The sequence below is a fragment of the Amycolatopsis sp. cmx-11-51 genome, from assembly GCF_047608665.1.
Taxonomy (GTDB): Bacteria; Actinomycetota; Actinomycetes; order Mycobacteriales; family Pseudonocardiaceae; genus Amycolatopsis.
In genome coordinates this window covers 107,390-127,395 of record NZ_JADNQO010000004.1, presented here as the reverse complement: position 1 = coordinate 127,395, position 20,006 = coordinate 107,390, and the positions used below count along the sequence as shown (strand labels likewise).

Sequence of the window (20,006 nt, the reverse complement as noted above, 5' to 3'; positions counted from 1 at the left end):
ACTCCGGTCATGCGAACCCCAGTCGCCATCGTCGGCGCCGGCCCCGCCGGAATGCTCTTGTCGCAGCTACTCGATCTGGCGGGCGTCGAATCGGTGATCGTGGAGACCCGCTCGCGCGAGTACGTCGAGGCGCGGATCCGGGCGGGCATCCTCGAACAGTCCACAGTGGACCTCCTGCGCGGGGTCGGGCTCGCCGACCGGCTCGACCGCGAGGGTGACGAGCATCGCGGCATCTACCTGCAGTGGCCGGAGGAACGGCACCATCTCGATTTCGTCGATCTGGTCGGGCGAAGCGTCACCGTGTACGGCCAGACCGAGGTGACCAAGGACCTCGGCAAGGCGCGAGCGGCTGCGGGGCAGCAGATCCACTACGAAGTCAGCGACACTGCCGTACACGACATCGAGACCGACAAGCCCTACGTCACCTTCACTGCCCTGGACGGCACACCTCAGCGGCTGGACGCCGACGTCGTCGTCGGCTGCGACGGTTCCTTCGGGCCCTGCCGCACCGCGATTCCCGACGCCGCGAAGCAGACTTGGGAGCGCACCTACCCGTACTCGTGGCTCGGCGTCCTCGCCGACGTCGCCCCGTCGACCGACGAGCTCATCTACGCCTGGCATCCCGACGGTTTCGCCATGCATTCGATGCGTTCGGCCACCGTCAGCAGGCTGTATCTCCAGGTGCCCAACGGCACCGATATCGGCACGTGGTCCGACGAGCGGATCTGGGAGGCGCTCGCGGCCCGGCTCGGCCACGGTCAGAACGGCTGGACGCTCACCCCCGGGCCGATCATCGACAAAAGCGTGCTGCCCATGCGCAGTTTTGTACAGCAACCGATGCGGCACGGCCGCCTTTTCCTCGCCGGTGACGCCGCCCATATCGTGCCGCCGACCGGCGCCAAAGGCCTCAACCTCGCCGTGGCCGACGTCGCCCTCCTCGCCCCCGCGCTGGCCGCTTTGGTGCGGGACAAGAACTCCGCGCTCGCCGACGCCTACTCCGACGACGCACTGCGCCGGGTTTGGCGGTGTACGCATTTCTCGTGGTGGATGACGACGATGCTGCACCAATCGGGTGATCCGTTCGACCGGCAGTTGCAGCTTTCGCAGTTACGCTGGCTGGCGCGGAGCGAGGCGGGCCGGGCGGGGCTGGCGGAGAACTACGCGGGGCTGCCCATCGGTTTTTGACTCGTCTGGTCCGGATTTCGAGGGCGCCTGGCTAGCCTCGGACGATGGACGAATCCTCGATTCTGGACCTGGCAGGTCTGGCCACCCCCATGGCCATCCGCGTGGCAGCGACCCTCGGCCTGGCCGAGCGCGAGGGAACGGCCGAGCACCTCGCTTCCGAAACCGGGACCTCCACCGGCCCGTTGAAATGCCTGCTCGACCATCTGGTCTCGGTCGGCGTCTTCGCCCTCGACACGGAAACCGGTCGTTACAGCCCGACGAGCCTCGGCGCCCAGATCCGCGACGTCGGGCCCCTGCTCGACATCAACGCCGCCGGCGGGCGCGCGGAACTCGCTTTCGTGGACCTGCTCGGCACGATCACCACCGGAAAGCCCGCCTACACCGAACGCTACGGGCGCGACTTCTGGTCCGACGTCGAAGCCGACCCGGCGCTGCGGCGTTCGTTCGACCACCTGATGACCTGGCGCATCGAACGAGAGGCCCCGCAAGTCGCCGAACGGTTCGACTGGAGCCGTTTTCAGGACATCGTCGACGTCGGCGGCGGCGATGGCACCATCCTCGAGGCGATCCTGCGGGCGAACCCCGCGGTCCGGGGCCAGGTCCTGGACCTGGCCCCCGCGACAGCCGCCGCCACAGCCAGATTCGCCGAAGCAGGCCTCGGCGACCGCGCGGGCACCTTCACCGGCAGCTTCTTCGACCCGCTGCCCGCAGGCTCCGATGCCTACCTCCTGTCCGACATCCTGCACGACTGGGACGACGCACACGCCCGCGAAATCCTGACCGCCTGCCGCCGCGCCGCCGCACCGAACGGCACCGTCGTGGTGATCGAACTGGTCCGGGAACGCGGCGCCGACACAGCGACCGACCTGTTCATGCTGATGTGCTACGCCGGCCGCGAACGGACGATCGACGAACTGGCGAAACTGGGGGCCGAATGCGGACTGACCCTGCAGGGCTCACGGCTGGTTTCGGAGGAACGGACGGCGGTGGAGTTCCGGGTCGCTCGGGAAGTGGGCTAGCACTTGCGGCTTGAGCAGGATGTCGCCGTTCTGCGGCGAACCTGAGCGGATCGGCATGCGGCAGTTTGGTCAGGTGACAGCCCCGGCTGTCGCCATTTCGTGGCAACGGCTTGCCGCCGAGTGCAGGACAGTCAGGTTCCGGGTGTTGCCGCTCTGCGGCGACGGACTCGGCAAGCCGGAGATCATTGGCGACCGTCCGAGTGATCACGTCATAGAAGTCTGTTCAGCTGCCGAAACGAGCCCCGCGCACACGTTGCCGTTCTGCGGCAACGGGCCCAGGCGGATCAGCATGCGGCAGCATGGTCGAGCGACAGCCGTGGTTGTCACCATTTCGCGGCAACGCCGTGCCGCCGAGCGCGCGACTGCCAGGTGCCTGGTGTTGCCGTTCTACGGCAACGAACTCGGCAAGCCGAAGAACACCCGGGCGACCGTCCGAGAGGTCACGTCATAGATTCCTGTTCAGCTGCCGGAACGAGCCCTGCACACGTTGCCGTTTCGTAGCAACCATCAAGGACGAACCCAGCGACCGACAAGCGTTGATCAGGCGGCCACCCGCGGCCGTCACCATTCCGCGACAGCACCATGCCGCCGAGCACAGAACACCCAGGCACCTGGCGTTGCCGTTCTGCGGGAACGGCCCCAGGGGAACCCAGCAGGCGAGCAGCTTAGGTCAGGCCGCCAGCCGTGGTCGTTGCCATTCTGCGGCGACACCCCACCACCGAGCACGAGACAAGCCAGTCTGGCCGCCACACGGGAACAGCTCGACACGACCACAAACAACTCGTCGCCGTTTCGCGGCAACGAGTCAGAACGGCGGCGGTTCCGGCCGTGGGTCGTGCAGTGGCGGCGGCGTGCTGGTGTGGATCTGTCCGGTCGGGGTGGTGATCTTCAAGGTGCCATCGGGGTCGAGGTGATAGATCCAGCCGGGTTCGTCTTTCAACCGGTGATCACGGGGGCAGTAGGTGACCAGGTCGGCCACGTTCGTCTCGCCCTGGAACTGCCACGGAATCGAGTGGTCGAGTTCGCAGGCATGGGCGGCCCGGTTGCAGCCGGCTCTTCGGCACTCACGGTCCCGCACGCGGACGAATTCGGCTGTCGCCGCGTCGGGGCGATACCGGGTTCTGCCCAAGTCTTGGACCTGGCCGCTGAGAGGGTCGGTGATGATGCGCCGGAGCACGGTGTTCGGTCCCGCGGCGATCTGGCGTGCCAGCGAGGCGGGGAGGTGGCCGTGCCCTGCCATCTTCACGGGATCATGGTTCAAGCCCAGATACGTGGAGAGGTCCATGTACAGGAACACCTCGGTGCGTTCCGAGACACCGCCCTGTCCACCCAGAAGCAGGTCCAGGGCGATGTCAGCCCGAAGCTGATCCATCGTCCGCGAATCTCCCTGGTTCCGAAGTGCTCGAGCCTCACGATTGATCCGCTGATAGGCGGCGGTGACCTTCTCCACCGGGCCGTCCACCACCTCGATCGAAGCGACTCCGGCCTCACCTTGTGCCATGGACAACCGACGTCCTTCCCTGCATTCGGTCGCCTTCCGGTCGGCGCCGGCTCGATCAGCTCTCATCGCCGCGTAGCTCGCCGCTTTGCGAACCTGGCCGCTGTTCTTCTCCGGCAACCTCGACTCCAGCGCCGCATCCGCGACAAGTGAGTCCTCATCGGACAGCCAGGCCGTCGCCTCGGACACCTTGATGGCGGAGTGACCGTCGATCTTTCCCTTGTCCATCAACGACAACGTCCTCGGTAACCGCGACGTCAAAGCTACACCGGTCGCCACGAGAGAACCCGCGAAACCGTCCACAAGGTGCAGATCCATCGCCACCTCTTGCACCATGCTCCGCACCCCGCCGCGCACCTCACTCAACCGCGACAAAGCCCGAAACCGCACTGCCTCAAGACGCGCGAGAGCGACACTAACTTTCTTCGCGACAAGCATGGATTCCTTGTCATCCAAAGAACTCACTAAAGCATTGATCTCCTCCAAACGATCGGGATCGGTCATCTCCTCGAGAACGGCCAAGAGTTCGGCCCCAGAAGTAGCCACGAAAAGAACCTACAACCGACCACCGACAAGAATCGGGCACAACCCTGGTCCGCCGATTCGTTAGTTTCGCGTGTGCCGCGCCATCGTTCGGCGGGGCTTTGTTTGAACGAATCCGGCGGGTCGGCCGAGTTCGTCGAACTCGTCATGGATCTGCCGTGCCGGTCCGGGCTCTGCAGTTCGATGCCGTGTCGTATCGTGCCGCCCATGGTCCATGAGGCCGCACCTGGTCCGGCATCCGACGGCCGGCGATGACCGGACCGCGGCAGCAGACCCTTCATCTCGGCTCAGAACTCCGGCCAACCCCGCCGCAGAAAGGTGAACGCGGCGTCCAGCGCGGCGCCGGGATCGGGTTCGACACCGACCAGGTCCGGAATCTCCAGGACATAGCGGGCCAGCAACCGCACGGAGAAATCGTCCTGGCCGGACTGCTCGGCGATGACCTTTGTGAGCGCGTCCTCGCAACCGGTCCAGAGTGTCCTCGCGTAAGCGCGCAGTGCCGGGGTGGCGACCACCAGATCCGCGACGCGGCGCGACAGCGGATCGGGATCCGGGTCGAACGGGCCACGGGTCGCGAGAAAGTCCCGCAAAGCCTGCAGGATCGAGACGTCCTCGGCGCGGTCACGCACTGCGGCGGCCAGCGACTCTTCGCGCGCACGCCCGTGGCCGAGGACCAGCGCCTCCTTGCCGCCGGGGAAATGCGCGAACAACGTGGACACCGCGGTGTCCGCGGCGTCGGCGATCTCCGCGACGGTGACGTTGTCGAAGCCCCGTTCCAGGAACAGGTCCCGCGCCGCCACCGACAGGGCCAGGCGGGTCGCCGCCTTCTTGCGTTCGCGCCTGCCCGGCTCGGTCTGTGTCATGCCACCCACGGTCCATCGGATGAAGTCCGAACGCGAAATGTATGTATATTCGGAGTGAGTTCGACTTTGCCCTGGAGCCCGCCATGACCTCTTGGGGCGTTCGCCATCCACCGCGTGCCGAAGGCAAGACCTTCCTGGTCACCGGCGGCAACGCGGGTATCGGCTACTTCACCGCCGAACAGCTCGCCGGTTCCGGTGCCACCGTGCTCCTCGGCAGCCGAAACGCCGCCAAGGCCGCCGCCGCGATGACGTCGATCCGATCCCGGGTCCCGGACACGAGCCTCGGGCACCTGCGGCTCGATCTCTCCGACCTTGCGTCCCTCAAGTCCTCCGTGGACACCCTGGAGATCGAGCGGCTCGACGCCGTCGTCTGCAACGCCGGCGTGCTCTTGGAAAATCAACCGAGGCGCGAGACCGCCGATGGCCACGAACTGACGTTCGCCACCAACCATCTCGGGCATTTCGTCCTGGTCCACCACCTCATGCCGCTGCTCGAAGCGGCGGAGGCCGGTCGCGTCGTCACCACGGGCAGCTTCGTGGGCAAGTCCGCGAAACTCGACCTGGACGACCTCCAGAGCAAGCGGGACTACCAGCCCAAGCGCGCGGCCGGGAGCACGGCGCTAAGCGTCGTCAACCATCCCGGTGGTGCGCTCGACTCCCTGACACCGCCGAGGCCGGTGCACGCGGCGCCGAGCGGCCGGAAGTTTCCCGCCGGACTTCTGTTGCACGGCAAGGAAGCCGGGGCTTGGCCCGCCGTCCGCGCGGTTCTCGACCCGGACGTGCGCGGCGGTGAGATGTTCGGCCCCCGGGTATTCGGCCTGCGCGGGGAGCCACGGCTGGAGCCGGTGCGCGGGAAGCTGGCCGACACCGCGCTCGCCGCCCGGTTGTGGGCGGCGAGCGTTGGTCTCATCGGCGTCGAGGTCACACGGTGACGTCGGCGGAGTCCGATTTGGACCGACGGCCGGGCCGGAGGCCCAGCAGCAGGTCGATCACCAGGAACGCCAGCAGGCTGATGCCGAACAACGGCAGGAACCAGCCGATCGCGGCGGCGAGGACGACGAGCCCCGCCACCAGAGCGGGCGGCGCCTTCCGCCACTGTCCGCGCGGGATGGGCCGTCCGAACGTCAGCCCGGTGGCCCTGGTCGGCCTGCGCCGCCACCACATCCGGTAGCCGAGCACGACCAGCGTGACCAGACCTGCGCCGAGCAGGAGCAGCAAGATCTGGTTCGGCCAGCCGAAGAGCACGCCCATATGCGCGTCGATTCCCCAGCGGGCGAGCTTGGCCATTAGCGGGTAGTCGGCGAACCGCACCTCGCCGAGGATCTGCCCGGTGGTGCCGTCGACCGCGACGGCGTCGACCTGCGTCGGCCAGCCGCGTTCGACTTCCGCCACCTGCCAAGGAGATCCGGGTTCGGTGGGCAGCCCGATCTCGACCGAAGCCGCGTCGATTCCGGCGGCGCGGGCGGAGGCCAGCATCGCGTCCACGCTCTCGGGCCGGACGGGGGCAGGCGCCGCGGGCGCTTCCCCGTGCCCGGAGTGACCAGCGTGCTCGTCGGTGCCCGTCACCTTCAACGCCGGGGTCGCCCAGCCGAGGGATTCACGCAGCGCGGAGACGTTCTCGCCCGCGTACGTCGACCACGTCAGCCCTGTCGCGGACAGGAACAGTGCGCCGAGCAGCACCCACAGGCCGACAGATCCGTGCCTGCGGACGGATTTTCCGCGTGGGGACTCCGTTTTCGCGGCCTTTTCGGTCCGGCGGGCACGACGGCGGCTCACCCACAGCACGAGGCCGCCCAGCGCGACCACCCACAGCCAGGACGCGGCGAGTTCGCTGTAGAGCCGGCCCGGTTCACCGAGCAGCAGGTTGCGGTGCAACTGGTCGAGGGTGGTCCGGAGTGGCAGGGAGCCACTCGAGCCATACGCGACGAGGTCCCCGCGCACCTGCGCGGTGGCGGGGTCGACGAAGACCGCTCGTCGTTCGGACTCGCCGAGCCCTTCCTCGGCGAACAGCACGCGGGTCGTGTCGCCCGGCTCGGGGGCGGGGCGGATGGCGACCAGGTCACCGCCGGGGTTGGCCGCCTGCGCCGCCTTGACCTGGTCGGCGAGCGAGACCTGGTTCAGCCCGACGGGTGCCCGCAACTGGTCGGAGTAGACCCACGACTCCATTTGCGGAGTCGCCGCGTAAAGGACACCGGTGAGCGCGGCGATGAGGACGAAAGGACCGACGAGGACGCCGGCGTAGAAGTGGAGCCGGAGGAACAGTCCGCGCCAGGCGGACGCGCGCGGCGGGCTCGTGGCCGGTTCGATTTGGGTTGCCATGGGGAACTCCTGAGGCGTCGGTGGGGAGACGTGCGCCTGCGCCGTACGCCGGAAGTGGTCACGGCGCACGTGCTGAGCCCTGCCGCGACACGGGTCTCGGCAGGGTTTCGAGGATCAGGCGAACAACACCGGTGGACCGCGCCGGGAAAGGACGTCCCGCAGAAGTGCCTCGGTCGCGGGGTGCTTCACCGCGAGTGGGACGTGGATCCGCAGCGGCGCTGTCGCGGGCCACGGCGTCAGGCGGCGCGGGAGGACCGAGGCGATCAGCGTCATGAGGGCGAACAGCACACGCTCGGCGCCGGCCAGCACCGCGACCACCACGAGGGTCGCGGCGGCGTGCCCGGCGGTCATGAGCAGACCGTTGTCCGGGATTTCGGCGTGCGGGGAGTGCGACTCCCAGACCAGGAAGGTGAGGGAGGCGTGCATCGCCAACTGCCCGCCGCCCACCAAGCCGAGGATGGCGAGCGGACCGCGTTGATGCCCGGCGAGCGCGTAAGCCACCCAGCTCAGCAGGGCGACGAGCAGCACGACCACGCCAAGATCGGGGATCCGCCCGCTGGCGCCGAGGTGGGCACCGGTCGCCAGGCTGCCGGTCAGCACCCCCACGGCACCGCCCCGGAGGCGCCGGGCCGGGCCTCGGGTCGGGGTCAGCACGCGCACGGGTGGCAGAGTAGAACGCGACCGGGCCCGCTGTCGCGTATCGATGACGCCCGGGGCATATCGGGTACTACGGTTCGAGGTCGGCCGCGGATCACGGCGTTATCCGTTCGTTATCCTTCCTGCTCGCGCCGAGGTAGCGGACGGACAAGTATCCGTCCTGGTCACGGCCGATTTCGGCGTCCACTTCGAACACTTCCCGCAGCGAGGACTCGGTGAGGACGTCCCCGGCCGGGCCGTCCGCCACGATCGTTCCGTCCCGCAGCAAGACCAGACGATCGCAGTATCGCGCGGCCAGCGTGAGGTCGTGCAGGACGATCACGACGGTCTGCTCAGTTCCGGCGACGAGGTCCATCAGCTCCAGCTGATGCCGGATGTCGAGATGGTTGGTCGGCTCGTCGAACAGCAGCGCCGACGGACGTTGCGCCAGCGCCCGTGCGAGATGGGCGCGCTGGCGCTCGCCGCCGGAGAGCTGTTTCCACGGCCGGTCGGCCAGCGTTCCGAGGTCGAGGCGGTCCAGCGCCGCCATGACGATCGCCCGGTCCGTCGCGTCCGGCGCCCGCCATCGGGAGCGGTAGGCCGTGCGGCCGAGCATCGCGACCTCGGCGACGCACAGATCGCTCTCGGTCTCGGCGCTCTGCTCGACGAAGGCCGCGTGCCGCGCTCTCGTCCGCACCGGCCAGGTGGAGATGTCGACACCGTCGTAGTGGACCGAGCCCGCCGTCGGAGCCCGCAACCCCGCGAGGCAGCGCAACAGCGACGACTTGCCGGAGCCGTTCGGCCCGATCATGCCGACGGTCTCCCCCGGCTCGACCACGAGGTCCACCTCGCGCACGATCCTCTTGCCGGGGACGCCCCAGTCCACCCCGCGGGCTTCGATCCTCACAGTTCTCCCCGTCCGCGCAGTACCAGCAGGAACAGTGGAACGCCGACCAGCGCGGTGAACACGCCGACCGGCACCTCCAGTGGCGCGAACAGCACCCGCGCCACCGCGTCGGTCCACACCAGGAACACCGCCCCGGCCACCGCCGAAAGCGGCAGGAGCAACCGGTGCGACGGCCCGGTCAGGAACCGCACGCCGTGCGGGACGATCAACCCGACGAAGCCGATGGCGCCCACCGCCGCCACCGCGACCGCGGTCAGCAGGGAAGTCGTGACCAGCAGCACGGTCCGGGTCGTGCGGACGTCGATCCCCAAGGACGCGGCGGTGTCCGAGCCGAAGGCGAATCCGTCCAGCGCCGCCGAACAGGACCAGATCACCAGCAGCCCGATCGCGGCGGCGACGGCGCAGACGGCGACCGATTGCCACCGGGCGGGCGCCAGCGAACCGAGAAGCCAGTGGGCCAAGGCCCTCGTGCTGTCCGCGTCACCGGAGGACATGATCACCAGCGACGTCAGCGCGGCGAACAGTTCGGCGATCACGACACCGGTGAGCACGATCCGCATCGAGTCGACGCCCCGGCGCCGCAACAGGAGCATCAGCAGCCCGAACGAGATCAGCGCGCCCGCGAACGCGCCGCCGGTGACACCGAGCTGGGAACCGGCGAAGCCGAGGACGACCACGACGACGGCGCCGGTGGACGCACCGGAGGAGACGCCCAGCAGATAGGGATCCGCGAGCGCGTTACGGGTGACGCTCTGCAGGGCCGCGCCGCACACCGCCAGCACCGCACCGACCAACGCCGCCAGCAGCACCCTCGGCACCCGGAGATCCCAGATCAGCGAATCGGCCAGCCGCGGCAACGGCTGGACGGGAAGACCGAGCCGCACACCGGCGGCCCGGCCGAGTTCCGCCCAGCCGATCCCGCTTCCCAGCCCGGCGCGCGTCGCGACGACCAGCGACACGATCAGCAGGAGCAGCCAGCCGGAGACCAGGAGCCCTCGGCTCCGGACTCTCGCCGGTTCAGCCATGACCGAGGGTGTCGAGCCCGGAACCGAAGGCACGCAAGGCGTTGACCGTCCGCACGGAGGCGTCGAGTTCGATCCCCGGCAGCTTGACGACCTTGCCGTCGCGTACCGCCGGCAGCTGCGAGAGCACCGGATGCGCGCGCATCATCGCGAGCTTCTCGTCGGCGGTGTCGCCGGGGTTGCCGCGTTCGGAGAGGTCGCCGATCACGACGACGTCGGGGGCACGGTCGGCGATCGCCTCCCACGAGACCTCCGGCCATTCCTGGTCGATGTCGTCGAAAACGTTGGTGACACCGGAGATCCGGCTCATCTCGCTCGGCATCCCGGTGCGCCCGGCGACATACGGGACGTCCTTGAACACCGAGTAGACCCACACGACCTTGAGGCCCTGCGGTCGTTTCGCGGCCTTCTGACGGGCCTCGGCGAGCAACGCCCGTTGAGCGGTGGCCAGCTCACCGGCGCGATCGGCGACGCCCAGTGCCTTGCCGAGGTTCTCGTAGTCGCGGAACAACCGCTCGAACGCGTCGGCCTTGCCGTACGGGCAGTTGACCGCGCTGACATAGGTGGGGACGCCGAGGGCCGCCAGTTCGTCACGGGTGCCCGCGCGGTCCGCGGTGAAGAGCTCCTTGAAGGAGGCCGTCACGAAGTCCGGATTCGCCGCGCGCAGCGGTTCGGCGGTGAGAACCTTGGGCGAGAGCACCGGGATCTTCGCGTACTCCGCGGCGTGCTCCGGCGACACCTTGGTCTTCAGATTGGCCGTCCCGACCATCTTGCCGCCCGCGCCCAACGCGAGCAGGGTCTCGGTCGAAGACTGGTCCAAGGCGACGACGCGCTGCGGTGGGGCGGCGAACGACGACCGCTTGCCGCAGCTTTCGATCGCGCCCGGTGCGGCGGCGCCAGGCGCACCCTGATCAGATGTGCCGGTGGCGCAGCCCGCGACCAGCGCCATGACGACGGACGCGGTCGCCAGCCGTACGGGAAATGCCATGGATCCTCCAGCCCTCGAGTGTCACCCGATAGGCTTACCGATAACGATTACCGATTTCAAGTGAGTTGAGGTGCGAGACCCCGTGACCGACGACACCGCGCAGACACGGACCCCGGTGTTCCGCAGCCTGTCGTTCGGACGGCTCTGGACCGGGAACACGACCTCCGGGCTGGCGACCTGGGCGCTGCCGTTCATCCTCGGGCTGGCCGTGCTCGAACGGTCACTTTCAGCCGTGGACCTGGGCATCGTGCTGGCCGCGCGCACCGCGGGATTCCTCGTGGCCGTCCCGGTGGCAGGAGTACTCGCCGATCGGCACTCACGCCGCCAGGTCGTGCTCTGGGCAGGACTCATCGCCGGTCTCGCCACTCCCCTGATCGCGGTCGGGATGGGCCGATCCGTCCTGCTGATGGCCGTCGCGGCCACCGTCGTCGGCATCGGCCAGGGCGCGTGCCGCCCGGCGTTCCAGGCGCTGACCGCCGAGGTGATCGCCGAGGACCAGCGCCAGCAGGCCAACGCCGCGATGACCCTGGCCGTCCGGGTCACGACGCTGGTCGCGCCCGGTCTCACCGCCCTGCTGTCGCAGTTCGCCTCCACGTCGGTCCTCGTCATCGGCACCGGCGTGCTCTGGCTGGGCGCGGCGCTGATCCCGCCGGGAGGCACCTTCGCGCCGTCGCCGACCGCCAAGACCCGCTTCTTCGGCGAGTTCGCCGAAGGGCTCCGCGAAGCTCGCCGTCACCCGTGGTTCCTGGCCGGACTCGGGGCACTCACCGCCGTGATCGCAACCGGCTACTCCGCCACCGGCGTCGTGCTGCCGATGGTCAGCCGCGACCGTTACGACACCGAAGCCGTCCTGGCCGTCGGACTGACCGCGTACACACTCGGCGCGCTCGCGGGTGCCGTCGTCATCGCGCGCCGGCGCCCTCGGCGGCAGGGCTGGGCGGCGCTGATCGGACTCGGCTGCTACGGCTTCGCGCCACTGAGCCTGCTGTTCCCGGTGCACCCGGCCTTCGTCATCGCGGCCTACGCCGTCGCCGGACTGGGCATCGAACTGTTCAACGTCCCGTGGTTCACCGCGACCCAGCGGGAGGTCGAACCGGGAAAGCTCGCTCGAGTGTCCTCTTTGGACTTCCTGTTCTCCTACGGCCTGGCGCCCGCCGGGCTGGCGCTCATCGCACCCGCGATCGGCCAGTTCGGCGCGGTACCGGTGCTGGCGGTGTGCACCGTCATCTGCTTCGCCGCTCCGGCCGCCGCCGCGCTCGTTCCTTCTTCGCGCGACTTCCACGCAACCGCACCGGTCAAGAACGTCTGAGTTTTGCGCTCGGGCACTTCCTCACTCTGTGAGAAGTTGTGGCGTACCCTTTGCCCTACCCCTCAAAAGTACGGTATTGACGATTGGGGCACCGCGGCGAACCGAATCGGGCACGGCGGACATCCCCTTTTCCCATTGACTGAAACCGTTGCACAGCAACGGAAGTGCCTGCAGGATCACCATGACGGGCCGCCATATCACCCCACGCTCAAGCCGGGTGATATGACCCAAATGGTATGTACCAGTCACGTGAGGTGCCTCGTACGGTCGGGAACGAACCTCCCTCCCCCGCCAGTTTCGAGGAAAGCGTTGACATGAACAAAAAGATCCTCGCCGCCACAGCCGCGGCCATTACCGGGGCGGGCTTGGTCACGGCCATCGCCCTCACCCCGAGTGCGAGTGCCGGTCAACCGGTCACGGCCGCCGACCAGGCACAGTCCGAAATGCTGGCCGCGCTGTCCCGCGACTTGAAGATCAGCCCCGAACAGGCCAAGCTCCGGGTCGCGAGCGAGCAGCGCGCCGCGGTCGCCGACAACACGCTGAAGAGGCAGCTCGGCGCCTCGTACGCCGGATCGTGGCTGGACGCCGGCGATACCGCGCTCACCGTGGCGGTCACCGACGCCGTCCAGGCCGACCTGGTGCGCGCCGCGGGCGCGACCCCGAAGACCGTCGCCCGCAGCGCCGCCCAGCTCGACGCCGCGAAGCTGGCGCTGGACGCCAAGTCCGCCAAGGCACCGAAGACCGTGCCCGGCTGGTACACCGACGTCACCACCAACTCGATCGTCGTGCTGGCCAACGCCGGTGGCGAAGCCGCGGCCAAGTCGTGGGCCGCCGAGTCCGGTGTCCAGGCCGACCTGGTCCGGGTCGAGGCCAGCACCGAGCGGCCGCGTGCGCTGATCGACATCATCGGCGGCAACGCCTACACCTTCGGCTCCGGCCGTTGCTCCATCGGTTTCGCGGTTGAGGGCGGCTTCGTGACCGCCGGCCACTGCGGCACCACCGGAACCCGCACCTCGAACCCGAGCGGGACCGTCGCCGGCTCCAGCTTCCCCGGCAACGACTACGCCTGGGTCCGCGCCGACGCCGGCAACACCCCGCGTCCGCTGGTGAACCGCTACCCCGGCACCGTGCCGGTCGCCGGTTCGACGGAGGCCCCGGTCAACTCGTCGGTGTGCCGTTCCGGCTCCACCACCGGCTGGCGCTGCGGCACCATCCTGCAGAAGAACACCTCGGTCACCTACCCCGAGGGCACCATCACCGGCCTGACCCGCACGAACGCCTGCGCCGAACCCGGCGACTCCGGCGGCTCGTGGATCACCGGCGACCAGGCGCAGGGCGTCACCTCCGGTGGCTCCGGCAACTGCACTTCCGGCGGCACCATCTACTTCCAGCCGATCACGGAGATCCTGAGCGTCTACAGCCTGCGCCTGACGGTCAGCGGGAACCCGCCGTCCAGCACCACCACGACGCCGACCACGCCCACCACCCCGACCAGCCCGACGACGTCGAACCCGCCGGGCGGCACCTGGGCGCCGTACACCTACTACGGCTCCGGCGCGACCACCACCTACGGCGGTAGCACTTACCGCGTGATCCAGCCGCACACCTCCATGCCCGGCTGGGAACCGCCGAACGTGCCCGCGCTTTGGGAACTCGCCTGACCTGGACCGCCCCCGGTGAGCTCACCTCGCCGGGGGCGGCTCCTTCCCCCGACAACGTCGCGCTGACGGCGGATCTCGAGTCCCTCGTCCCCCGCGCCCGTCGCGGCGACCCCGCCGCGACCCGGGAGCTGATGGGCCTCGTTCAGCCGGTCGTCGCGAACTACTGCCGCAGCCGGATGAGCGGGACCGACGCACGGGTGATCGCCGCCGAGGACGTCGCGCAGGAGACCTGCCTCGCCGTGCTCACCGCGCTTCCCACGGCCCGGGTCACCGGCGGCGCCTTCCTCACCGCCGTCCTCAGGATCGCTGCCAGGAAGGTCGCCGACGCCTTCCGGGTGCGGGCCCGGGACAGGTCCGAACCCACCCCCGATCCGCCCGATCGCGCGACGCCGGAGCCCAACGAGCCCGAACGACAGGCCCTCGCCGCCGACGGCCACGACCGGCTGACCCGGTTGATGAGCACCCTGCCCGGCATCCAGCGGGAGATCCTCCGGTTGCGCATCACCGTCGGCATGTCGGCGCCCGAGACGGGCGCGGTCCTGCGGGTGAGCCCTGGCCTTGTCCGGGTCGCCCAGCACCGCGCCCTGCACAAACTCCGCACGATCGTCAGCGAGGACGACCTGTGATCAGCCCTCTGATCGGTCCCGGAAACGGACAGACCTGGCCGGTGGAATTCGACGTCCGGCATCTTCGCCTCCTCGACGCGATCGCGTCGGCGGGCAGCATCGCGAAGGCCGCGGCCGCGCTCGGACTCTCCCAGCCCGCGCTGAGCGCACAACTCCACCGGGTGGAGCGGATCTTGGACCGGACGGTGTTCGAACGGGACCGGCACGGCGTGCGCCCCACCGCTCTTGGCGAGGTGCTGCTGAGCCACGCACGGCGGGTGGTGGCCGCGGCGGACGACCTCGACCAGGCGATCCGCTGGTTCGACCGCGCACCGGCCGACGGCCTGCTGCGGATCGGCGCCCTCCCGACGGTCTTCGCCGAGACGGTGAGCGGCGTGGTCGCCGAGGTCGCCCCCGGCCGTCCGGTCGAACTGCTCACGGTGACCAGCAGGACGGCGTTGTTCTCCGCGCTTCTCGACGGCACGGTGGAACTGGCGCTGTACGTCGACCATCCGGGCCAGGAAATCGTTCCCCCGGACGGTGTCCAGATGCTTCCCGTAGGAACGGAGCCGGTTTTCGTGATCGTGTCTCCAGGGCATCCCACCGCCGGGCGCGCCGAGGTGTCCTTGACGGAGCTGGCCGACTCGACCTGGCTGACTCCGGCGGGCGGGGACGACGCGTTCCACGATCATCTGAAGGACGAATGGGCCCGCGCCGGACTCGGCACGATCACCATGCGAGAGCTGAAACCGGCGGTGCTACGGCAGACCTTGCGGCACGATCCCCGCACAGTGGCGCTCACCCGGTCACTCGACTCCGGTTCCACGACGCCCGGCACGGTGGTGGCCCTGCGGGGTGTGCCGTTGAGGACGCGGCATCTCCTGCTGTGGCGCGACGGCTCACCGGTCGACGTCCCGGCCGTCCGAAGTGGACTGGTGCGGGCGATCGCCGAGCTGGCCGCGATCCGGAACCGGCTTCCCGAGTGGGCGGCCGCCAATCCCGGCTGGCTCGGCACCTGACCGGGCTCAGCACTGGACGCAGTCGAGCCCGAGCCCGAATTGTTCCGACCTCCCCCAGCATGGCCGGCCTAGGCCCGCAGGTGGGCTCGATCCGGCGCGACGGCGTGCTGGAACGGCTGCCCGAGCACGAACCGACGCAGTTCCCGCGCGACGAGCTCACCCATCCGCGCCCGCTCGGCACCCAGCGCGCCTGCCAGATGCGGGGTGAGCACCACGTTCGGCAGCGTGTAGAGCGGCGAGTCCGGTACGGGCGGTTCGGGCCAGGTGACGTCGAGGATCGCCGTGAGGTCCGGGCGCTCGCCGAGCACCGGGATGACCGACGGCTCGTCGACCACGGCGCCGCGCGCGGTGTTGATCAGGGTCGCGCCGATGCCCATCCGGCCGACGAGGTCCCCGTTCACCAGTCCCTCGGTCTCGGGGAGCAGCGGCGCGTGCAGGCTGACCACGGCGCAGGTGGCGAACAGTTCGTCCAGCCCCACCAGCCGGACGCCGAGTTCGGCGGCGGCCGCGCTGTCGACGACGGGATCGCTCGCGAGGACTTCGACGTCGAAACTCCGCAAATGCGACGCCACGAGAGCACCGATCTCGCCGAGACCGAGCAGCCCGACCCTGGAGCGGTACGCGCCGGCAACCCTGGAATCGGGCGGGTAGGACCGCCGCTCCCGGATCTCACGGGAGATGCGATGCGCCTGTTTGAGTCCTAAGAGGACCTGGGCCAGGGTGAACTCGGCGACGGGAACGGCGTTCGCGGCCGCGGCCGACACGATCGGGATCTCGCGTGCCCAGAACTCCGGCGTGGTCAGCGGACGTACCGATCCGGCGGCGACGAGCACCGCTCGCAGGTCCGGCGCGTGTGCCATCAGTACGGAGTCAAGAACAGGCGATCCCCAGCCCGAGAGCAATATTTCGACGCCATCCATGGCCTCCGGGCGCTCCGCCAGCCGCTCGCGGGTGAGCGGCTCGCGCAGATCCGCCAGCGCCCCGATCTCCTTCAGCACCGCCTCGGGGTAAACGTCGTCGCGGCGTCGCTCCTCCATCACGAGAAGCGCTGTCGGGCGGTGTTGCAGCTCGGTCATCCCTACCTCCGCGGCGACCATACATCGGATGCCTGAACCGGTCCACGGGCGGCAAGTCCGACGGATAGGCAACAGCCGTTGATGGAAATTCGTAATCATCGGACCATTGACCGGAGACTGTGAAAGCGCTTACCGTCCCTGCGGAGTAGACAGCGTGGTCCACAGTGAACAGGAGAAGCGATGCGGAAATCGCGATGGATCGGCGTGGGACTCACCGTCTCAGCGCTGGTCGTTTCGGGCTGCTCGGCAGGCCCCGCCGGCACGAACGTCGCGCAGGACACCAAGGCACCACTGGAACTGTGGACCAGGACGACTCCCGGCGGCGCCGGTGAGCAGGCCACCAAACGACTCGCGGAAGCCTTCGAGAAGGCCACCGGGTTCAAGGTGCAGGTGACCGCGATCTTCGACGACTTCGAGACGAAGCTGGCCCAGCGCGCCGCCCAGCGCGACCTGCCGGACATCGTGATGAACGACGTCACGCAGGTCGGCACCCTCAAGAGCCAGGGCCTCGTCCGCGAGGTCGAACAGGGCAAGATCAAGCACGCCTCGGAACTCACCGAGCAGGCGCTCAAGTCCAACCAGACCCCGGACGGCAAGCTGTACGGCCTGCCGTACAGCGCTCAGGCCTCCGCGCTGCTGATCCGCAAGGACTGGCGCGAGAAGCTCGGCAAGAGCGTGCCGCAGAGCTGGCCCGAACTCGTCGACCTCGCCAAGGCGTTCACCACCGGCGACCCCGACAGTAACGGCAAGAACGACACCGCCGGGCTGACCGCGACGCTGTCGACCAAGCGGGGCTACGCCTCCTGGTACTTCTCCAATTTCCTGTGGGCCGCGGGCGGCGACTTCATCACCGAGGCGGGCGGCGGCAAGTACAAGCCGTCGATGAGCACGCCCGAATCCCAGGCCGCGGTGCAGTGGTTCCGCGACCTCGGCTGCAAGGACAACGTGATCCAGCCCGGTTCGGTCACCATGCCGACCCCGGCGACCAACGAGACTTTTGAGGCGGGCAAGGCCGGGATGTACGTCGTCGGCCCGTATCTGCTACCGCGCTTCGACAAGTCGCTCGGCAAGGACAAGTACGAGGTCGTCCCGATGCCGAAGGGTGCCAAGAACTCCGACGTCCTGGCCGAAGGGCTGTCGATCTACATGATGGCCGGTTCCCCGAACCAGGCCGGGCAGGACGCCTTCGGTGACTTCGCGATCTCGACCGACGGCCAGAAGATCGGCATGGCGGGCGAGTCGGCCTTCATCGTGCAGCTCCCGGTGAACAAGAACGTCGACATCGCGCAAGTCCGCCCGGACCCGCGCTGGAAGACCTACGCCGAGATCTACGCCAAGTCCGGCCACTACGCACCGTCCATCCCGAACTGGACGCCGGTCCGCCAGGACACCGCCGACACGGTCAGCGCGCTCGTCGCCGACTGCAAGCTCGACACCAAGGCGGAACTGTCCAAACTCGACACCAAGCTCACCGCGACCTTGCAGCAACAGGGGATCAGCGCGTCATGACCGTAGATCACGCCAAGCCGGCTGCCGTCGGCGCGGACCGTCCCGCCGCCAAGCGGACGCCCGCGCCGAAGGCCCGCGGGCGCAGCGGCCGCGACGGGAAATGGTGGACGCCGTGGGTGTTCCTGGCCCCCGCCCTGATCCTGTTCGTGTACTTCAAGTTCATCCCGATGATCACCGCGGTCACGATGTCCTTCCAGGACGTCCAGCCGTACCTGGGCAACCAGTGGGTCGGCGGGCAGAACTACAGCACCGTCCTCGGTGACGAGGCGTTCCACTCCGCCATCTGGCACACCATCGTGATCGCCGTCGGGCAGACGGTCGGGTCGATGGTCATCGGCCTCGCGCTCGCCCTGCTGATGGAGGGCCAGAGCAAACGGCTGAAGTTCCTGCGGTCGGCGGCGTTCCTGCCGGTGGTCGTGCCGATCGCGGTGGTCGCCGAACTCTGGCGGATCATGTACCACCCGACCGAGGACGGGATGCTGAACTCCATCCTCGGCATGGTCGGGCTGGGGCCGTCTGGCTTCATCAACGATCCCGACACGTCGATGATCTCGGTCATCGTCACCGGTATCTGGCGCGGCGCGCCGTACGACATGATGATCTTCCTGGCAGGCCTGGCGGGAATCGACCGCGGGCTCTACGAAGCGGCCACTGTGGACGGTGCCTCCCGCTGGCGCAAGATCCTCCACGTGACGCTGCCCGGCCTGCGGTCGGTGTTCTCGATCCTGTTCGTCCTCGCGGCGATCCGCGGCCTGCGGGTGTTCACCGAGGTGTTCCTGCTGACCAACGGCGGGCCGAACGGCTCGACGGAAGTCGCGATGACCCTGATCTACAAACTCGGACTGGAACAGAACCGGCTGGGCGTCGGCGCGGCGGGAGCGGTCCTGCTGTTCCTCGCGACGCTCGTGCTGACCCTGTTCGTCCAGGTGCTCCGACGGAGGCGAGACGCATGACCGCGGCCAACGATTCCGCACTCGGCCTCGACGCCGTCAAGTCGCCGGGCGGACGGATCCTGAAGTACACCGTGTACGCGCTTCTGCTGGTGGTGTTCGCCGGCCCGCTGCTGGCGCTGCTGGTCGGCGCGTTCAGCGACGTGTCCGACCCGACGGCACTGAGCGTCATCCCGTCGAGCCCGACCCTGGACAACTTCGGCATCGCGTTCGACCACGGCGTCGGAATGTACCTGCTCAACTCTTTCCTGGTGGTCGGCTTCGGCCTGCTGTTGCAGGTCGTCGTCTCGGTGCTGGCCGGATACGCGCTGGCACGCAAGAAGTTCCGCTTCATGACCTTCGTGCTGGTCGCGATCCTGGCGACGCTGATGCTGCCGGAGGAGATCCTCGCCATCCCGCTCTCGCTGATCCTGTCCGACCTTCCCGTGGTGCACATCAACCTGATCGGCAGCCTGGCCGGGATGATCGTGCCGCTCGGCGCGTGGGCCTTCTCGATCCTGGTGATGACCGAGTTCATGAAGGACGTGCCCCGCGAACTCGAAGAGGCCGCGCGGATCGACGGCGCCGGGGATCTGCGGATCTTCGCGCAGATCATCCTGCCGATGTGCAAGCCCGCGCTCGGCGTGATCGGTGTTTTCGGCTTCACGATGATCTGGGACCAGTACCTGCTGCCGATGCTGGTCTCGTCCGACGCTTCGACCTACACGCTGCCGCTGGCCCTGCGCACGCTGCGCATCGACGCGGACGTGACACCCGGCGTGATCATGGCCGCCTCGCTGCTGGCGCTGCTGCCCTCGGTGGCCGCGTTCCTGTTCTTCCAGCGTTCGTTCGTCCGCGGCCTCGCCTCGGGCGCACTGAAGGGCTGACGCACCAAAGACAATCAAGGAGCGATCCTGA

At 68.8% G+C, this 20,006-nt stretch carries 19 protein-coding genes; 11 read left to right on the top strand and 8 right to left on the bottom strand.

All coding sequences use genetic code 11. The features are described from left to right. The first annotated feature begins 9 nt into the window (after positions 1–9). The 3 genes from ACM6LU_RS17110 to ACM6LU_RS17100 are packed head-to-tail and all read left to right on the top strand — an operon-like array spanning position 10 to position 2,655. A complete protein-coding gene (locus tag ACM6LU_RS17110; protein WP_414938699.1) occupies positions 10–1,185 on the top strand; it encodes a 4-hydroxybenzoate 3-monooxygenase in 1,176 nt (391 codons plus the stop codon). 44 nt (positions 1,186–1,229) lie between these two features. Then, the gene (locus ACM6LU_RS17105) at positions 1,230–2,204 is read left to right on the top strand and encodes a methyltransferase (protein ID WP_414938698.1); all 975 of its coding nucleotides are present in this window, start codon (positions 1,230–1,232) and stop codon (positions 2,202–2,204) included. 10 nt (positions 2,205–2,214) lie between these two features. Next, positions 2,215–2,655: a hypothetical protein gene (locus tag ACM6LU_RS17100; RefSeq protein WP_414938697.1), complete on the top strand. Its 441-nt coding sequence runs from the start codon at positions 2,215–2,217 to the stop codon at positions 2,653–2,655. 354 nt (positions 2,656–3,009) lie between these two features. Here the strand turns inward: ACM6LU_RS17100 and ACM6LU_RS17095 are convergent, their stop codons facing one another. Together ACM6LU_RS17095 and ACM6LU_RS17090 are read right to left on the bottom strand one after the other, a co-directional pair. Then, entirely contained in the window at positions 3,010–4,206 is a 1,197-nt protein-coding gene (locus ACM6LU_RS17095; protein WP_414939143.1) for a DUF222 domain-containing protein, read from the bottom strand. Between the two features lie 326 nt (positions 4,207–4,532). Then, the gene (locus ACM6LU_RS17090; RefSeq protein ID WP_414938696.1) at positions 4,533–5,108 is read right to left on the bottom strand and encodes a TetR/AcrR family transcriptional regulator; all 576 of its coding nucleotides are present in this window, start codon (positions 5,106–5,108) and stop codon (positions 4,533–4,535) included. Positions 5,109–5,191: 83 nt separating this feature from the next. Between ACM6LU_RS17090 and ACM6LU_RS17085 the strand changes: the two genes are divergently transcribed. Beyond that, positions 5,192–6,040 (top strand): SDR family NAD(P)-dependent oxidoreductase, encoded by an 849-nt coding sequence (locus ACM6LU_RS17085; protein ID WP_414938695.1) that lies wholly within the window; start codon positions 5,192–5,194, stop codon positions 6,038–6,040. Here ACM6LU_RS17085 and ACM6LU_RS17080 read toward each other — a convergent pair. From ACM6LU_RS17080 to ACM6LU_RS17060, 5 genes are all read right to left on the bottom strand, one after another. Continuing rightward, complete coding sequence (locus tag ACM6LU_RS17080; protein WP_414938694.1) at positions 6,030–7,427, bottom strand: PepSY-associated TM helix domain-containing protein; 1,398 nt, start codon at positions 7,425–7,427, stop codon at positions 6,030–6,032. The genes ACM6LU_RS17085 and ACM6LU_RS17080 overlap by 11 nt on opposite strands. Before the next feature lie 114 nt (positions 7,428–7,541). After that, positions 7,542–8,087: a hypothetical protein gene (locus ACM6LU_RS17075; protein ID WP_414938693.1), complete on the bottom strand. Its 546-nt coding sequence runs from the start codon at positions 8,085–8,087 to the stop codon at positions 7,542–7,544. Positions 8,088–8,178: 91 nt separating this feature from the next. Continuing rightward, positions 8,179–8,970 (bottom strand): ABC transporter ATP-binding protein, encoded by a 792-nt coding sequence (locus ACM6LU_RS17070; RefSeq protein ID WP_414938692.1) that lies wholly within the window; start codon positions 8,968–8,970, stop codon positions 8,179–8,181. Beyond that, on the bottom strand, positions 8,967–9,995 hold the full coding sequence (locus tag ACM6LU_RS17065; RefSeq protein ID WP_414938691.1) for a FecCD family ABC transporter permease: 1,029 nt from the start codon (positions 9,993–9,995) through the stop codon (positions 8,967–8,969). The genes ACM6LU_RS17070 and ACM6LU_RS17065 overlap by 4 nt, the downstream gene beginning before the upstream one ends. Continuing rightward, the gene (locus tag ACM6LU_RS17060) at positions 9,988–10,980 is read right to left on the bottom strand and encodes a helical backbone metal receptor (RefSeq protein WP_414938690.1); all 993 of its coding nucleotides are present in this window, start codon (positions 10,978–10,980) and stop codon (positions 9,988–9,990) included. The genes ACM6LU_RS17065 and ACM6LU_RS17060 overlap by 8 nt, the downstream gene beginning before the upstream one ends. 115 nt (positions 10,981–11,095) lie before the next feature. Between ACM6LU_RS17060 and ACM6LU_RS17055 the strand changes: the two genes are divergently transcribed. The 4 genes from ACM6LU_RS17055 (at position 11,096) to ACM6LU_RS17040 (ending at position 15,574) form a co-directional block, all read left to right on the top strand. Further along, positions 11,096–12,289, top strand: a complete 1,194-nt coding sequence (locus tag ACM6LU_RS17055; protein WP_414939142.1) for an MFS transporter — start codon at positions 11,096–11,098, stop codon at positions 12,287–12,289. 314 nt (positions 12,290–12,603) lie between these two features. Next, entirely contained in the window at positions 12,604–13,950 is a 1,347-nt protein-coding gene (locus ACM6LU_RS17050; RefSeq protein ID WP_414938689.1) for an alpha-lytic protease prodomain-containing protein, read from the top strand. Further along, on the top strand, positions 13,935–14,576 hold the full coding sequence (locus ACM6LU_RS17045) for a sigma-70 family RNA polymerase sigma factor (RefSeq protein WP_414938688.1): 642 nt from the start codon (positions 13,935–13,937) through the stop codon (positions 14,574–14,576). Before ACM6LU_RS17050 ends, ACM6LU_RS17045 begins: the two co-directional genes overlap by 16 nt. Beyond that, on the top strand, positions 14,573–15,574 hold the full coding sequence (locus tag ACM6LU_RS17040; RefSeq protein ID WP_414938687.1) for a LysR family transcriptional regulator: 1,002 nt from the start codon (positions 14,573–14,575) through the stop codon (positions 15,572–15,574). The genes ACM6LU_RS17045 and ACM6LU_RS17040 overlap by 4 nt, the downstream gene beginning before the upstream one ends. Before the next feature lie 68 nt (positions 15,575–15,642). Here ACM6LU_RS17040 and ACM6LU_RS17035 read toward each other — a convergent pair whose 3' ends face one another. Beyond that, positions 15,643–16,650, bottom strand: a complete 1,008-nt coding sequence (locus ACM6LU_RS17035; protein WP_414938686.1) for a hydroxyacid dehydrogenase — start codon at positions 16,648–16,650, stop codon at positions 15,643–15,645. A gap of 180 nt (positions 16,651–16,830) precedes the next feature. Here ACM6LU_RS17035 and ACM6LU_RS17030 point away from each other — a divergent pair, with 180 nt between their 5' ends. Genes ACM6LU_RS17030 through ACM6LU_RS17020 form a run of 3 tightly spaced genes read left to right on the top strand, consistent with a single transcriptional unit; the run spans position 16,831 to position 19,975 of the window. Next, entirely contained in the window at positions 16,831–18,159 is a 1,329-nt protein-coding gene (locus ACM6LU_RS17030) for a sugar ABC transporter substrate-binding protein (protein WP_414938685.1), read from the top strand. Next, positions 18,156–19,112 carry a carbohydrate ABC transporter permease gene (locus ACM6LU_RS17025; protein ID WP_414938684.1) on the top strand — a complete coding sequence of 319 codons (957 nt, stop codon included), beginning with the start codon at positions 18,156–18,158 and terminating at the stop codon, positions 19,110–19,112. The genes ACM6LU_RS17030 and ACM6LU_RS17025 overlap by 4 nt, the downstream gene beginning before the upstream one ends. Then, a complete protein-coding gene (locus ACM6LU_RS17020) occupies positions 19,109–19,975 on the top strand; it encodes a carbohydrate ABC transporter permease (protein ID WP_414938683.1) in 867 nt (288 codons plus the stop codon). The genes ACM6LU_RS17025 and ACM6LU_RS17020 overlap by 4 nt, the downstream gene beginning before the upstream one ends. Positions 19,976–20,006 lie beyond the last annotated feature (31 nt).